Origin of the sequence: Bacillus pacificus (assembly GCF_020861345.1) — a bacterium.
Taxonomy (GTDB): domain Bacteria; phylum Bacillota; class Bacilli; order Bacillales; family Bacillaceae_G; genus Bacillus_A; species Bacillus_A pacificus.
On record NZ_CP086328.1, the window covers coordinates 1,979,081 to 1,995,556 of the forward strand.

Annotated in this window: 16 protein-coding genes and 1 pseudogene; 12 read left to right on the forward strand and 5 right to left on the reverse strand. The window is 35.4% G+C overall.

Annotation, left to right across the window (positions count from 1 at the left end; genetic code table 11):
• Positions 1–38: 38 nt before the first annotated feature.
• Positions 39–242 (reverse strand): helix-turn-helix transcriptional regulator, encoded by a 204-nt coding sequence (locus LMD38_RS10330; protein WP_061183576.1) that lies wholly within the window; start codon positions 240–242, stop codon positions 39–41.
• On the reverse strand, positions 230–589 hold the full coding sequence (locus tag LMD38_RS10335; RefSeq protein WP_016718075.1) for a DUF3796 domain-containing protein: 360 nt from the start codon (positions 587–589) through the stop codon (positions 230–232). The genes LMD38_RS10330 and LMD38_RS10335 overlap by 13 nt, the downstream gene beginning before the upstream one ends.
• Positions 590–768: 179 nt before the next feature.
• On the opposite strand from LMD38_RS10335, the gene LMD38_RS10340 reads away from it, so the two are divergent.
• The 6 genes from LMD38_RS10340 to LMD38_RS10365 all read left to right on the forward strand — a co-directional run bounded on the left by LMD38_RS10340 (position 769) and on the right by LMD38_RS10365 (position 6,443).
• Positions 769–963, forward strand: coding sequence for a hypothetical protein (locus LMD38_RS10340; RefSeq protein WP_000958870.1), 195 nt, complete (start codon positions 769–771; stop codon positions 961–963).
• An 87-nt stretch (positions 964–1,050) separates the two neighbouring features.
• Positions 1,051–1,776: an ABC transporter ATP-binding protein gene (locus LMD38_RS10345; protein WP_000570195.1), complete on the forward strand. Its 726-nt coding sequence runs from the start codon at positions 1,051–1,053 to the stop codon at positions 1,774–1,776.
• Positions 1,769–3,427, forward strand: a complete 1,659-nt coding sequence (locus LMD38_RS10350; protein ID WP_061183575.1) for a putative ABC transporter permease subunit — start codon at positions 1,769–1,771, stop codon at positions 3,425–3,427. The genes LMD38_RS10345 and LMD38_RS10350 overlap by 8 nt, the downstream gene beginning before the upstream one ends.
• Positions 3,428–3,483: 56 nt before the next feature.
• The gene (locus LMD38_RS10355) at positions 3,484–4,242 is read left to right on the forward strand and encodes an SDR family oxidoreductase (RefSeq protein ID WP_062822392.1); all 759 of its coding nucleotides are present in this window, start codon (positions 3,484–3,486) and stop codon (positions 4,240–4,242) included.
• Between the two features lie 338 nt (positions 4,243–4,580).
• Positions 4,581–5,291 (forward strand): hypothetical protein, encoded by a 711-nt coding sequence (locus tag LMD38_RS10360; RefSeq protein WP_000782528.1) that lies wholly within the window; start codon positions 4,581–4,583, stop codon positions 5,289–5,291.
• An 81-nt stretch (positions 5,292–5,372) separates the two neighbouring features.
• Positions 5,373–6,443, forward strand: coding sequence for a pyruvate kinase (locus tag LMD38_RS10365; protein WP_074585785.1), 1,071 nt, complete (start codon positions 5,373–5,375; stop codon positions 6,441–6,443).
• A 46-nt stretch (positions 6,444–6,489) separates the two neighbouring features.
• Here LMD38_RS10365 and LMD38_RS10370 read toward each other — a convergent pair whose 3' ends face one another.
• Positions 6,490–6,771, reverse strand: coding sequence for a DUF1292 domain-containing protein (locus LMD38_RS10370; protein ID WP_001997837.1), 282 nt, complete (start codon positions 6,769–6,771; stop codon positions 6,490–6,492).
• A 161-nt stretch (positions 6,772–6,932) separates the two neighbouring features.
• Positions 6,933–7,139 (reverse strand): annotated as a pseudogene (locus tag LMD38_RS10375) (hypothetical protein); the annotation flags it as partial.
• 346 nt (positions 7,140–7,485) lie between these two features.
• Between LMD38_RS10375 and LMD38_RS10380 the strand changes: the two are divergent.
• Complete coding sequence (locus LMD38_RS10380) at positions 7,486–7,962, forward strand: hypothetical protein (RefSeq protein WP_062822391.1); 477 nt, start codon at positions 7,486–7,488, stop codon at positions 7,960–7,962.
• 75 nt (positions 7,963–8,037) lie between these two features.
• Here LMD38_RS10380 and LMD38_RS10385 read toward each other — a convergent pair whose 3' ends face one another.
• Entirely contained in the window at positions 8,038–9,351 is a 1,314-nt protein-coding gene (locus LMD38_RS10385; RefSeq protein WP_324251911.1) for a histidine--tRNA ligase, read from the reverse strand.
• A gap of 337 nt (positions 9,352–9,688) precedes the next feature.
• Between LMD38_RS10385 and ybaK the strand changes: the two genes are divergently transcribed.
• The 5 genes from ybaK (at position 9,689) to LMD38_RS10410 (ending at position 16,348) form a co-directional block, all read left to right on the forward strand.
• Positions 9,689–10,165: a Cys-tRNA(Pro) deacylase gene (ybaK, locus tag LMD38_RS10390; protein WP_000710870.1), complete on the forward strand. Its 477-nt coding sequence runs from the start codon at positions 9,689–9,691 to the stop codon at positions 10,163–10,165.
• A 627-nt stretch (positions 10,166–10,792) separates the two neighbouring features.
• Positions 10,793–11,464: a 5'-methylthioadenosine/S-adenosylhomocysteine nucleosidase family protein gene (locus LMD38_RS10395; RefSeq protein WP_000579419.1), complete on the forward strand. Its 672-nt coding sequence runs from the start codon at positions 10,793–10,795 to the stop codon at positions 11,462–11,464.
• A gap of 711 nt (positions 11,465–12,175) precedes the next feature.
• On the forward strand, positions 12,176–13,822 hold the full coding sequence (gene ltrA, locus LMD38_RS10400) for a group II intron reverse transcriptase/maturase (RefSeq protein ID WP_001097732.1): 1,647 nt from the start codon (positions 12,176–12,178) through the stop codon (positions 13,820–13,822).
• A 359-nt stretch (positions 13,823–14,181) separates the two neighbouring features.
• Complete coding sequence (locus tag LMD38_RS10405; protein ID WP_062821824.1) at positions 14,182–15,306, forward strand: helix-turn-helix domain-containing protein; 1,125 nt, start codon at positions 14,182–14,184, stop codon at positions 15,304–15,306.
• 16 nt (positions 15,307–15,322) lie between these two features.
• Positions 15,323–16,348 (forward strand): alpha/beta hydrolase family protein, encoded by a 1,026-nt coding sequence (locus LMD38_RS10410; protein ID WP_061182658.1) that lies wholly within the window; start codon positions 15,323–15,325, stop codon positions 16,346–16,348.
• The last annotated feature ends 128 nt before the right edge of the window (positions 16,349–16,476 follow it).

Sequence of the window (16,476 nt, forward strand, 5' to 3'; positions counted from 1 at the left end):
AATACCGGCATTCTTTGTGAAAAGAATGCCGGTATTTCTTATTCATCCTCAAAAATAAAAACTTCATCAATCGTACTTTGAAGTGCCTTCGCTATATCGTGAGCAAGCTGCAAGGAAGGGTTGTATTTTCCTTTTTCAAGGTGGCTAATTGTTTCACGACGTACACCAACGCTCTTTGCTAACTCTTCTTGTGTCATGTTCAATTTAGCGCGATATTCTTTTATTTTCGTTACGAACGCCATGGTGCATCTTCCATTTCGTCAACAGGTTTATCGTAAAAGAACATAGAGAACCCGAACGTAAGAATGAGTGTGCTGAAAATAAGGGCGATATCAATCTCTTGTAGTACTGGGTTTGGAAATAACATTTCAATAAACAGAATGATAGCAGTAGTTAGTAATGTAACGATAAAAGCATTACGGCACGATTTATTGACGATTTGTTCAAATAGTTCATCGTGTTGAACCGTTCTATACGTTGTGAAAAAGGAGAAGAAACAAAACATAGTAAACAATCCTTTTTCATAAAAAAAGCCGAGGAAACCGAAGAAACCGAGAAACCCTAAATATTTTATCCAAGTTGTTTTCATGATAGATTCTCCTTTCAATGTTAGAAATAAATCACGTTACGTTATAAATATATCACATATGGATAGAAATGGTAATAATAGTTTTCCAGTTTACTTCATAATAATAGTAAAAAGAGGAAATATACTGCGAAATAAAGAGGATAATATTGTAAAATGGTTGTAAGGAGGGGGAGGAAGGTATGCTAACTTGGATCATGGTCGTTGTATTACTTGTAGTGATTACTGTAGTCGCGACGGTGTTAATTGGGCGAAATGGTGATGCAAATTATAGTAAAGCGACAAAGGGGAATATTAGAAGGCTTACGATGATTTATATTATACTAGCTGTCGTTTTAATCGTTGGATTAGGTTTGTATATTTATTTTAAAGGTTAAAAAACTGAAAAATACAAAAATCTGAAAATAGAAGTATGCTATAATGTTGATATAGTTATTTGGTAATTAAGGAAAGGATTGGATGGAATGATTGAGATTACGAATGTGTCAAAAAGTTATAATGGTTCTACCTATGCAGTAAAAGATTTAAGTTTATCTGTGCCTAGCGGAGAAATCTTTGGATTTTTAGGACCGAATGGTGCCGGTAAATCAACGACAATTAAGATGATTACTGGTATCCATGGGGTGGACAAAGGGACGATTACGATTAATGGTATAGATATTATGAAAAATCCGATGGAAGCGAAAAGGACGTTTGGTTATGTCCCAGATAGTCCAGATATGTTTTTACGATTAAAGGGAATTGAATATTTAAACTTTATGGCAGATATGTATGAAGTGCCGAAAGAAGTACGCCAAGAACGAATCGAGTCTTTAGCGAAGAAATTTGATCTTTACAATGCGTTATCGGATCAAATACAAAGTTACTCGCACGGTATGAGACAAAAGATTGTTATTATTGGTGTGCTCGTGCATGAGCCAGATGTATGGATTTTAGATGAACCGTTAACGGGGCTGGATCCGAAATCTGCATATATTTTAAAAGAAATGATGAGAGAACATGCGGATAAAGGAAAGATTGTATTCTTCTCTACACACGTATTAGAAGTGGCAGAAAAATTATGTGACCGCGTCGCGATTATTAATAAGGGGAATTTGCAGTTCAAAGGGAATTTAGATGAAATGAGAGATCATTTTAAATCCAATGAATCACTTGAAAAAATGTTCTTGGAGATGACGGGCAATGAGTAAAATTTGGACGTTAACGAAAGTATTATTGAAATTAAATTATGCAGATTTTATAACAGATAAGAAGAAGCGATGGGCGTATGTATTTTCATTTGCGGCTATTTTATTTGTCGGATTTTTACTGTTTGGTTCTATCACGCATGCAATGTATGAGGGAATGATACATTTAGGGCAAGATCCAGGAATGATTATCGCAATGGGACTTGCGATTGCGAGTATATGGGTATTTTTAATGAGTATTACGAACATTTTAACTGTATTTTACTACAGCAATGACATTGAAATGTTATTACCATTACCGTTAAAACCAGCGCAAATTATTTCAGCCAAATTTTTAACCGTATTAATTACACAATATGTAATGAGTTCATTTATTTTATTACCAATCTTCATTACATACGGTTTAAAAAGTGGCGCATTTATTACATATTACATATATATGATTTTCATTTACTTACTCTTCCCAATTGTGCCGTTAGTATTAGCTTCATTACTCATGACAGTTATTATGAGGTATACAAATATAGGGAAAAATAAAGACCGAGGAAATATATTTATTGGAATCGTAAGTATACTATTTATTGTAGGAATTAACGTATTTTTGCAGTGGAAAAATAAAAGTTCGTTTTCTGAAGATGCAATTGCGGATTACCTTGCAAACAACCAATCTTCTCTTTTAGTACAAATGACAAACTATTTTCCAACTACATATTTTGGAGCAGTAGCATTAGTAGAAAATGCAAATTGGAAGGGTCCTTTATACGTAATAATCTTTGCAGTTATTTCATTTGTATTTTTTGTGTTGTTTTATTACATTGCAGAGCGTACATATTTAAAAGGGGTTATTGGACTTTCAACGAGTACAGCAAAAAAAGAAGTCATTTCAGCAGAAGGCTTACAGAAATCTACGGTACAAAGTTCACATTTGAAAGCATATGTGAAAAAAGAATTTAAAACGTTATTCCGTACACCACAATTTTTCTTAAATTGTATCGTACAAACTTTCGTTATGCCGATTATGTTGTTCTTCATTTTATTCGTGCAAGATGGGAATTTAAAATGGATCATGGGATATATTGATAATCCAAAATCAGCAGGACTTGCAATTGGTGTTGGTCTTTGTGCATCGCTATTTTTAATGGGAAGTAACGTTATTGCAACAACTTCATTCTCACGTGATGGAAGCTCTTGGTTTGTAAATCGATATTTACCTGTAAAAGCTTCGGATATCTTTTTTGCAAAAGCAATCACGGCTTGGTTAATTAATGTAATTATTTTAGCAGTGTTCGGTATTACGATGGCAGTTGTAGCGGGAATTTCTCCAGTATTTATGGTTCTTTGGTTCTTATTAAGTGCGAACGGTTTATTACTAATTAATTTAATCGGCACACGCTGGGATGCACAAACTGCAGATATACATTGGGATACAGAGCAGAAATTATTTAAGAGCCGCTATACAACTTTGTGGAATTTTTTAGCTAATATTTTAATAGCTTTAGTTATTGTAGCGGGAGTAAGTCTATTATACTTCTTCCTTCATGTCGGACTGTGGGTTATGTTTATCGTTTTATTTGTAATGTTTACGATTGTAAATTATATCTTTATTAAAATTTTAAAATTAGGTGCAGAACGTATATTGTCAAATATTGAATAAAAAGATAGATCCTCTGTATTCGTGCAGAGGATTTATCCATAGGTGGAGGAGAAAAGGTGAAGAAAATAGCAATTGTAACAGGGGCAACTCGTCTGAATGGAATTGGTGCAGCTGTATGCAAGGTGCTTGCTCAAAAAGGAATAGACATTTTTTTCACGTACTGGTCTCAGTATGATAAAGCGATGCCGTGGGGAATGCATGAAAAAGAGCCCTTTTTGTTGAAAGAGGAGATTGAAAGTTTAGGTGTTCGATGTGAAATGGCAGAAATCAATTTATCGCAGTCATATTCGCCAAACCGTTTGTTTTATATGGTATCAGAACGGTTAGGTGATCCATCTATTTTAATTAATAATGCAGCGTATGCTACTCATACGAGAATCGAAGAATTAAATGTAGAGCAGTTAGATAAACATTATACAGTAAATGTTCGCGCTACTATGTTATTAAGTTCATTATTTATAAAACATTATGCAAGCAAGGCGAGTGGCCGTATTATTAATCTTACTTCAGGGCAGTCACTCGGGCCAATGCCTGAGGAACTAGCATACGTAGCGACGAAAGGAGCAATTGAAGCATTTACAAAATCAGTAGCACCAGTTGCGATGGAGAAGGGGATTACAGTGAATGCTGTTGATCCAGGACCAACGAATACAGGATGGATTACAGAGGAGCTGAATCATCATTTAGTATGGAAGTTTCCACAAGGTAAAGTAGGAGAACCGGTGGATGCAGCACGCTTAATTTCTTTTTTAGTCAGTGAAGAAGCAAAATGGATTACAGGGCAAATTATTCATTCGAATGGTGGTTACTCATAAATATATTATGTTGACAATTGTTGAGAAACAAAAAAACGAAAGAAAATTTTATTTTTTTGTATAAATAAAATGTCAAGAAAGAGAAAAATTTGATAGAAGAGTATATCGTCATATGAGGATCGTAATTCTTTATATGACAATATACTCTTTTTCTTTTAGTAAAGAGAAGAAAAATGAAGTAGAAGAAACTCGAATATTTAAATTGTTTTATCGGTTTTTGTACGTATTATTATGAAGATTACTGTCGGAAAAATGATAATTCGTATGAAAAGGGATTTTTTAAGGGGAAATCGAATCGTAAAGGGGAGGATAAATTACGTAAACATAGGGGGATTTATATGAAAATGAAAAAGGTCGCTATCGCATCGATAACAATTGGTACAATGCTTACTATGGCAGCTTGTAGTCCTTCAGCAGATAAAGAGGCAGAAAAGAAAGAGCAAGTAACAGCGCAAAATGAAGGAGAGGCAAAAACGACAAGCGCAGACGAAGCATCAAAAACAACGAAAGATACTGAAAAAGAAACAAATACTTCTTCAAATGAAAAAACAGATAAAGATGCAAAAAATACGAAAGAATCATCAGGAACAGAAAGTAACGGTAAAACATCAACTCAAAATGAGAATGTAAAAACAAAAGAAAAAGAGACGACAGGAAAGACGAATGATCAAACGACTAGCGGGAAAACAACAGATCAAAGTACAAGTACAAACTCAGACGGAAAAACAACGAAAGATCCGAAGAAAAACGTAGCGGTGAAAACAAATGTAAAAGAAGTTGCGGCATTAATTGATAGTTTAGACAAGCAATTAGCTGCGAATCCGAAATTAGAAACAGTAAATAAACTTGGAAAACAAATTAATGCAAAGTGGGATGTAATTGAGAAAGAGTTAGAAACATCACACCCAGCTGAATCTAAAACAATTGGACAAAGTATGTATCCGTTAATTGTAGGAGCGGAGAAAGAAAAGATAGATATTACTAAAATGAAGTCATTGACGACGAAAACGAAAAAAGATTTAAATCAGTTATTAACGAAACTTTCGTAGTTTCAAAAGCCTACTTGTGGGAGTAGGCTTTTTTTATGTTGAGAGTGTAATGAAAGTTTATGGGAATCATAATGAAAAAGGATGGTGATAAGAGTGACAATCGATCGAATTTGTACAATTGGGCCAGCAAGTAATAATAAAGAAACGTTAGCGCAGTTAATAAGCAATGGTATGAAAATTGTTCGGCTAAATTTATCACATGGCACGCATGAAAGTCATAAAGATATTATTCGTTTAGTGAAATCGTTAGACGATTCTATTAAAATTTTAGGCGATGTACAAGGTCCTAAAATAAGGTTAGGTGAAATAAAAGGAGAACAAATTACGCTTCAGGCGGGAGATTCTTTTATTTTACATACGCAACCAGTTACAGGGAGTAGTACGGAAGCAAGTGTTGATTATGAAGGGATCGCGAATGATGTGAAAGTCGGAAGTAGAGTTTTAATGAATGATGGTGAAGTTGAGTTAATCGTAGAGAAGGTAAGTACGGATAAAATAGAAACAAAGGTCAAAGCAGGTGGTAATATCTCATCTCATAAAGGGGTGAACTTACCAGGCGCAATCGTTCGTTTACCGGCTATTACAGAGAAAGATAAACAAGATATTCAGTTTCTTTTAGAAGAGGGTGTTGATTTTATCGCATGTTCTTTCGTAAGAAAACCTAGCCATATAAAAGAAATACGAGATTTTATACAACAGTATAAAGAAACCTCACCTAATTTAATTGCAAAAATAGAAACGATGGAAGCGATCGAGAATTTTCAAGATATATGTAAAGAAGCAGATGGAATTATGATTGCAAGGGGCGATTTAGGAGTTGAGTTACCGTTTCAATTTATTCCGCTCTTGCAAAAAATGATGATTCAGGAATGTAATCGAACGAATACATATGTTATTACAGCAACACAAATGCTTCAATCTATGGTAGATCATTCTATTCCAACAAGGGCAGAGGTAACTGATGTGTTTCAAGCTGTACTGGACGGAACGAATGCTGTTATGCTTTCTGCTGAAAGTGCTTCAGGAGAGCATCCGGTTGAAAGTGTGAGTACACTACGTCTCGTTTCTGAATTTGCTGAGCATGTAAAAAAAGACGGTCCTTTTGTGATGAAAGATGTACTGGAATTGCTGCATAAATCTTTGGATGAGTGAAAAATAAAAAGAGGGCGGATATGCATCCGTCCTCGTGTGTTTCATTCTATTCTTGCTCTTGCTCATCCAAAATCTTTTCAAACGCAGCAGATACTTTTTCAAATTCCTCGTCATTCTCAATATATGAGAATTCACTATCTTCTTCTACTTTTAAAAAGAAAATATCAATGTCTTCCTCGGTTTCTGTTTGGATATCTTCAACAAAGGCAACTGCAATATATTCAGCGCCTTCGACATCCATCGCTCCAAGCACTTCTACTTCTTGCTCTTCGTTATTCTCATCACTAAGAGTAAACACTTCGCCAACTTCAATATCAGACATATTCATTCTCCTCCTGTCCAACTCTAATAAATAGAGTGTTTAAACTGCATACATACTAATATATCTTTCCATGAAAAATGAATTTCATACGTAAGAAAAATGAAATTCTACTTCTTTAGTATGCGTATACAGCTTATAAGGAGGATTATTTTTTACGTGTTATATCTCATAGTAACTACCTGATTAATCAAATGAGGGTATGTATTCATGCCTTCTTTTTTAAATAATAAAATAGTAGTGATATGTAAAACAATCAATAGTAGTAAAGGTATTCCATATAAGTTAACAAGACGTGGAAATACATAATAACAAGGAAGTAATAAAAGATGATAGATACCTGTAGTCCACTTTAGTGCTTGGATGTAAGTTTTCAAAGTAAATCCTCCTAAAATAAGTAATATCTATATATTACTTATTTTAGGAGGTAATTGGATATTAATTATTTGTAGATTTTAGTAGAATATAATTTTTTTATGTTAACTAATTATTGGTTATTTATAAAATAGAAAAACCAACTCAATAAGGGGAAGGGACGTTATCCACATTGATCAGAAAGTAAGTGAAAAATATTTGACTAGATTATTAAGTTAATCTCAGTTGTTTAAAAACTTGTATACGAGATTCTATAAAGGGATGAAGGTGCTTTTTATTTAAGGGATAATATATCCATTGCTTTTAGGGAACAGTAATTCAAAACTTAAAACAATGGAGGTTATCATAATGCAAAAAATGCTTTTTTCGTTCTTATGCATATTTTGTTTCGTAATTGGAAGTTCTTTCACTGTTCATGCTTTTTCTCCAAAGCATTTACCGATTTCTCAAACGTCAGATCGATGGAAAATAGAAATTAAGCAACCTGATAAAAAAACTGGTTTAGTGACATCTAAAAAGGATGTTTTTGATACGTATGGTTTCGAGGTTCAAGATATCGGGAAGGACGCTTATCATGTAACTGTTGAAGTATTTCGAAATGAACCAGATTCCCAGACGAAGTATGAACTTTTCACTTCTAAAAAAGATCATGTGTTAAGTAAAGAAGTTGCTTTTAATCATGCGAATTTTCCTATATCCGTTCAGTCTGATGAACTTGAAGTTATTATCACTTGGCAAGAAAAGCCTTCTAGGTTGCTAAAAGATGGACAAAAAGATTGTGAGTCGGAAAGAAAATATAAACAGACATTTACATTTAAACATTAATAAATAACAGTAAAAACTCCATTATTAAATGGAGTTTTTAGCTTACATAGATTATGCTTTAGGAAGGATTCACAGCTATAACTTAATGGGTATATTACAATAATTATTAAATGTATTATCTTTCAAAGAAGAAAGCGGAACCTTCACCTCACTACCTTCCTTCATATTCCGCAGCACAGCGGTTTCTGTACTAAGTTCGTCTTCCCCAATAATAAGCACATAAGGGATATTCTCTTTATTGGCATAATTAAGGGCACGTTTTAATTTACGTCCTGCTAGTTCAAGTTCGACTTTTAAGGAAGTGGTAGAACGTAATTGCTGGGCGATTTGTAAGCATTGTAATTCTGTTCCGAGCGGGATGATAAATACATCCGCTGTAGATGATATCGTTTCTTTCTGTGATAGTGCTGTATAAATAACGTCTAAACCGAATGAAATACCGACTGTTGGATAATTCATATTATCACCACGGAATGCCCCAATAATATTATCGTATCGTCCTCCGCTACCGATGCTGGATGTAATTGAGCCATCTTTTAAAAAGATTTCATACACGGTACCTGTATACATTGTCAGTCCTCGCGCTAAAAACGGATTAAATATAGCATTTTCATTTATTCCAAGAGCGATTAAATATTGTTGTAATTGTTGTAATTCGTTTACTCCATCGGCAACGAGGGGATTATTGAAAGCTTCTTTAAAGTCAGCAATTGTAAGCTTTAGACAAGATAAAACAGTATTACATATCGTATCAGCCATTTCTTCAGAAATTCCGCGCTCTAATACATCTTTTCGTACACCATCTATCCCAATCTTTTCGATTTTGTCTAATGATAAAATGACGTCACTCGTTCGTTCAGTAGGGATGTTAATAGATTCGAGAATACCGTTTAACAATTTTCGGTTATTATATTGGATCGTTACTTCTAAGTTTAACGTTCGGAACAGCTCAAACGCCATACTCATAAGTTCAGCTTCTGCCATGACAGATTCTACACCGACTATATCAACGTCGCATTGTATGAACTCACGAAATCTCCCTTGTTTAATAGGGCCATCTCGAAATACTTTTCCAATTTCATACCGTTTAAAAGGGAGGCGGATGTTCGGATTCATTGCAACGACTTTTGCGAATGGAATTGTTAAATCATAGCGTAAGGCAAGGTTACGTTTTCCTTGATCCTGAAGCGTATATATTTCTTTTAAAATTTCATCACCACCGCCGTACTTGTATGACATAAGCTCATACATATTTAACGTTGGTGTCTCTAACGGTTTACAGCCATAACGTTCAAACGTATCTTCACAAGCTCTTTTAATTTTATTTCGCAGCACTTGTTCCTCTGGTAAATAGTCTTTCGTTCCTTTTACATTTTTCATTTCCATCATAATCACTCCTTTTTAAATTAAAAAAAGCTATGCAGGTATAAAAATACCCACATAGCTTTATGAACGCTTCGTGGGTCAACAGGAAAAGCCCTGTACCCACGAAGAAAAATTTTTCTTCGGATACACGGCGTTACGTATGATGATGAAGTTGGAAAGAAGTATTAACATTTCGCATTACAAATCTCTCCTTAACATAAGTTTTTTTCAAAGTATATCAGATGATTTTTGAATTATCAATATTTTTAGTTTTGAAATATACGTGAAGTTATGTAGGAGAAATGGAAAAGGGTGTATAATAAAACTTAATAATATGAAATAACCTTTTAAGGAGAACGTTATGAAAAAAGATAAAACAAATGCGATGCGAATATTAGATAAAGAAAAAATTGAATATTCGATGATGTCATATGATCCAGATGATGGGAAAATTGACGGCGTATCAGTAGCCGGGAAAATTGGACGAGAAGTGAAAGAAGTATATAAAACGTTAATCGCTCAAGGAAATAGTAAAAATTATCATGTGTTTATTATTCCGGTAGATGAGGAACTAAATTTAAAAGCTGCTGCAAAAGCAGTAAGTGAAAAGAAAATTGAAATGATTCCTGTAAAAGATATTACGAAAGTGTCAGGATACATTCGCGGCGGTTGTTCACCAGTCGGAATGAAGAAGTTATTTTCTACATGTATTGATGCGAGTGCTCAATCACTTGAAACGATCATTGTAAGCGGCGGGAAAATTGGTGTACAAATTGAGCTGAAAGTGGATGACTTGGTGAAAGTTACGAGAGCTCAGTTTGGTGAAATAACGAAATAATGATACATAGGAAAAGAAGTTCTAGTTTTATTAAGTTTAGATAAGAAGTTATAGGATAGTTAGTCCATTAGGGGGGATTATCCTTTTTATTTACATACTGGATAAACTGAATCATTTGTTTGGCTTTGAGGGGGAGGACTTTAAATAAACAAGAAGAGTTACTCACAAAGATAGACAAAGGAAGGAAGAGTGTTTTAATGAAAGTTTAAGAAATGCCAGTATGTTTGAAAAAAACTATGCTAAGAGCATGCAAGATTTTATACAGTTTTTTTGCTAATCCAGTAACAAACAAGAACACTAAAACGATACCAGGATAGGAATGTATAAAACATGTATAGATTCATAGAAATAAAAAAGAAGGTTCCCTTGTGAGAGCAGGGTTCTCCTTTTTCCTTGCTACTGATAATGAGATGTTATATGAACTACATATGTATATAATATTCACCCGAAAAATGAGATAGTTCTTATTCGACTAACTGGAAAGATAGTTCAATAAGAAAAGGACTTTATAAATCAAAAAAAGAATAATGCTATATGAGTTTCTTTGCCCATTCCTCCCAAAAAAAAGGGGAATAAAGCTATGGAAGGTATTGAGCTTAATTTAGAATATTGTAGGGTGATAAGTCGATGATAGGAATAAGTATAGCAACTAAGTGGGAATATGAAGCGACATTGGAATACTTTAGCATAAAAGACAGCGAATGTTTTGGTTATCCTTATGGCGAGTATTTCATGAGAACAATTAATAATACTAAACTTGTTTTTTATAGTACCGGTGTAAGAAAAGTAAATGGTGTTGGTGGTAATCAGTATATGATTTCCAAATTTAATTTAACTAAAGTAATCGTTGTTGGAACATGTGCAGGAATAGATAATAAGTTCAATAATTTGGATATTTTTGTACCCGATAAAGCTGTTCAATATGATTGTACAGTAAAAGAAATTGAGCCTTTTATTAAACAATCCTTCATAGTCGATATTGATTTATCGAAATATGGAAATGAATTTTATACTGGAACAATTGGCACCGCTGATAAAGCAGTAGTTATGTGGAAGGACTATTTAGAACTTAAAGAAAACGAAATAATAATAGCCGATACAGAAGCGGGCGCAATTGCTTATATCTGTAAGAAGAATGATGTTGAGTGTATTATTATAAAAGGAATATCTGATTTTCCAACAGATGAAAGTAGCTCTGATAAATTTGAATCGAACATTGAACAAATTAATGTTTATTTAGAAAACACCCCCAAAGTTATGAATAAAATATTTGGCGAATATTTAAAACGATTTATTTAAATAAATTTAAAGTTAATAAAAAAGATAGAAATAGTCAAACCTGTATTATTCCCCTTTTTCGGGGGATGGGCAAAGTTATCCAACTTCCAATAACGAAAGTTATGGTGCGACAAGAAGTCGCATTCCCACAGGGTAGCTTCTGCTACTAGATTAGATGCAAAGTCTATCTCCATCCGAAACTGCGGACTTGGTAACGGGCTCGTGGGTTGCATGAGGAAATGTGGAAACAGAGAGTCTGTACATGACTCGGAATACCGCTAGGAGAAGACAGGTACGGTGAACGAGAGTGAAGGCTCGTAAGCTTCGTAATCGTTAGCTTGGGATAATGTACAGCTCTACCCAGGTCTTGATAAGAGGAAAGGCATTCTCATAATACTGCCGCGTTGCATCCCGCAACTTATCCGGAGTAAAGAGTCCACCTAACCCTGTCGTATCTGTGGAATGTGAAACTTGGTAAGCCCTATGTCATCTGCGCAAGCAGTAGGATGACTGTAAAGTCAAACGATGTGGCAGAGGGTAAAGGATATAAGAGAAAGCAAAAGCCGCTAGCCGAAAGGAAACAGGAAAGCATAGAAATATGTATAACTGAGCGGATATTGTCGTCCTTACGGACAAACCCATGACAAGCCTGAAAGGGAGCCCACTTCTTATAGGTCTTCAACATGGAAATACATTTGTAAGTTATCTTCTGACGAATAGGAGCGTGCAGTTATGAACACCTCAGAACGAGCGTCGGCGCACGTCTCGTATACAAACTGGAAAGCAGTTCAGATGTATGTGACGAAGTTACGACAAAGAATTTACCGTGCCGAACAGTTACAGCAACAAAGAAAGGTAAGAAAACTTCAACGCTTACTCATGAGAAGCGAAGCAAACTTACTGTTATCAATTAGACGAGTAACACAGCAGAATAAAGGAAAGCGAACAGCAGGTGTTGATGAACATACAGCCTTGAGTCGCAGAGAAAGAAATCTTCTCTATGAGCAACTCAAAAAGTTAAATACGCTACAACACCGACCAAAACCAGCAAAACGTATATACATTGTGAAGAAAAACGGAAAATTGCGACCGTTGGGCATCCCAACTATAAAGGATAGGGTATATCAAAATATAGTGCGAAATGCCCTTGAACCACAGTGGGAAGCCAGATTTGAAGCTATTTCTTACGGGTTTCGTCCTAAGCGAAGTACCCATGATGCCATACGAAGCATTTTCAATAGAATCAACGGGGGCACAAAGAAGAAATGGATATTTGAAGGAGATTTTCAGGGCTGTTTTGATCATCTCAACCATGAGTGGATACTCAAACAAACTTCTTACTTCCCAGGAAGAAAACTATTGAAGCGATGGCTCAAGATGGGATACATGGAGCAAAGCTTTTTCGCGGAAACGCAAGAAGGTACTCCGCAAGGAGGAATTATCTCGCCACTTCTCGCTAACATTGCCCTTCATGGAATGGAAGAAACCTTGGGAATTACTTACAAGAAAAACTATAAAGCTAATGATAGTTATATTATGAATCCTGCTTGCAAATTTACCCTTATCCGTTACGCAGATGATTTTGTGGTCTTAACGGAGACAAAAGAACAAGCACTCTCTGTATATATGAGACTTCGTCCCTACTTAAAGGACAGGGGATTGGAATTAAGCCCTGAAAAGACGAAGGTTACACATATTGAGGAAGGATTTGAGTTCCTAGGATTCTTGATTCGGCAGTACCAAACTGAACAGGGGAATAAACTGTTCATCAAACCAAGTAAGGGCAGTAGACAGAAAGCGAAGAAGAAAATTGGAGATACTTTACGTGTCATGAGGGGTCAACCCATCGGAGAAATCATCCGAGTGCTTAATCCTATTATCAGAGGATACGGGCAATACTGGAAACATGTCGTTTCTAAGAAAATCTTTGGTACAATGGATAGCTATATCTATTGGAGAATCGGCAAACATCTTCGACAGCTCCATCCAAAGAAGTCGTGGAAATGGATATATGCAAGATATTACAGGCATCCACATCATGGTGGAAATGCTTGGACACCAACCTGCCCGAAAACAAATATCCAACTCTTACATATGTCATGGATTAAGATTGAGAGACACAACATGGTGAAATTCAAAAATAGTCCTGATGACCCAACATTGAAAGAATACTGGGAAAAAAGAGACCGTAAGGTATTTGATACGGAAAACACGATGGATAGAATGAAGCTGGCTAGAAAACAAGGTTACCGCTGCGCTATCTGCAAAACTCCACTACAAAACGGGGAAAAGGTAGTCGTAAAAGACATGCCTGTTCCGCAACACCTCATATTGTCTAATTTAAACTTAAAATTAGTTCACTTACCTTGCCTATACTAAAGGGACTGAAATCGGATAAAAAGAAGGCTTGAGCCGTATGATGGGAAACTGTCACGTACGGTTCTGAGGGGAGTTGGGGGCAGCGATGCCCCCCGCTTACCCGACTAAATAAGCTGTTCAATGGATTCCCATAGAAAACTATGGTGAGATGAAATGTTTGATTTTGAAGCACTTCAAACTCTTAGCTAGATGGCTATGTATCGGTACCCCACAATAAAAAGGCAGGGACATATTAAATATGTCCCTGCCTTTGATTTTAGAGACATGTTTCCTAACAGTTGATTTTGTTAACGAAAGTCGACTTTAAATCTATATTTTGTGTGAAAAAAGAACATATAATAAAAGTATGAGGTGATGGTGTGAAGGAGATAAACATTCATAAAATAATTGCGGATAAGAGAAAAGAAAAGGGAATTACACAGGAAGAGTTAGCGGCGTATATCGGTATTACGAAGGCATCTGTTTCTAAGTGGGAGACAGGGCAGAGTTATCCGGATATTACATTTTTACCACTGTTAGCATCGTACTTTAATATAAGTATAGATGAACTAATCTGTTATACACCGCAAATGGAACCAGAAGATATTAGGGATTTATATCATAGACTAGCGGAAGCTTTTAGTGAAAAACCATTTGATGAAGTAATGATGGAGTGCAGAGAAATAATTAAAAAATATTATTCTTGTTTTCCGTTATTACTTCAAATGGGACTACTTTTTATTAATCACCATATGTTAACAGAGGATATGGATAAAAGAATTGACATGTTAGAAGAAGCAATGAATCTCTTTAGCAGGGTTCAGGAAGAAAGTGATGATGTTTCTCTTGTGAAAGAGGCGGTATCGTTTCAAGCAACTTGCTATCTTATACTCAATAAACCGAATGAAGTATTGCAATTGCTTGGCGAAACGATACGTCCTAACGTTCCAGAGGAAGATCTAATCGCACAGGCGCATCAAATGCTTGGAAATACTGAAAAGGCAAATGAAATAATGCAAATTAGTATGTATCAACATTTAATACAACTTGTTGCGACAATACCGAATTATGTAGTAATAAATGCCTCAAGCGCTGAAAAGGTAGAAGTAATTTTAAATAGAGCTTTTATGTTAATAGATATATATGAAATAGAAACATTGCATCCCAATATGACTTTAAAAGTATACTATGCTGCTGCGCAAGTATATTGTATGCAAGGCAATTTTGAAAGAGCATTAGAAATGTTACGTAAATATGTAGCAGTTTGTACGGCAAGCTTCACAGTAAATAGTCTACATTTACATGGAGATTCTTATTTTGATGCGATTGATGGATGGTTTGCAGAATTTCCACTCGGCGCTAAAACAGTTAGAAATGAAGAGATTATAAAGCGAAGCATGTTACAAAGTATTGCAGAGAATCCAGTTTTCACTCCGATGAAAGATGAAAGAGAGTTCAAAAATATAATAGCGAGTTTGAAATTCAAATTAGATATAACTGAATAGAAGGAGGACTAATATAATGACCTTCGATGAATATGAAGTAGCGATAAATAGTGAATTTACGTTGCAAGGTACGATTACTAAACCGAAAGCTGGCGGGAAGTATGCGGCGGTTATCATTATTGCTGGATCTGGGGAAATTGATCGTGATGGAACGATATTACCGCTAAAGCTTGAGTCGAACATATATAAAGATTTAGCACATGTAATGGCGAAGCTTGGAGTAGTGACGCTCCGTTTTGATAAGCGCGGGGTAGGAAAGAGTGAAGGGGAATTTCTGAAGACTGGAATGAGGGATTTAGTTAATGATATAGAGGCTACGATTACGTATTTAAAAGAACAACCATTTGTTGATCCGGAAAATATCATTTTAGCTGGTCATAGTGAGGGGTGTATGTTAGCAACTGTAGTAAACGCAAGAACACCAGTTAATGGGCTTATCCTTCTTACAGGAGCTGCGGAATCATTAGAAGAGGCTACGAAAAGACAAAGAGAAATTGCATATAAAGAACTAAAAGAACAGAAAGGAATAAAAGGAAAACTAATGCGTCTTCTCAATGTGGAGAAACGTGGAGAGAAGCAGATGGAAAAAATAAAAGAGAAAATGACGAACACAGAAAAAGATACGATTAAAGTTGGTTTTAAACCGATGAACGCAAAGTGGTTTAGAGAGCATTTTCAGCATGACATTTATAAAGATTTACAACAAGTAACATGTCCAGTGCTAGCGATTGCTGGTGATAAAGATATTCAGGCTGATCCTGAAAAAGCGAAGCGAATTGGTGATTATGTGAAGGGGGATTCTGAGGTACATGTAATAAAAGATATGGATCATAGTTTGAAAAGTTTTGAGGGGGATTTTAAAGCTTTAGAGTTTAAAAAGAATTACGAAGAAGGGGCGAGAAAGCCACTTCATCCAGAGGTGGAAGAAATAATTGCGAATTGGATGGATACGTATTTTATCTCGCAGTATGCTGGCAGTAAGACATCCACCTTAAAAATCTGCGAAAGCGAGGAAGTTAGAAGGGAGAGTAACTGCTTGTAAAAGCCTGATTGGTGTGGGTACCTATGAATCCTACACCAATCGGGCTTTTTTGTAATTGTCGTTTCAATCCCACGAAGGAAACAGCATTCTTCAACTAACTCTATTACAGAAGCCGCTACACCCTCATC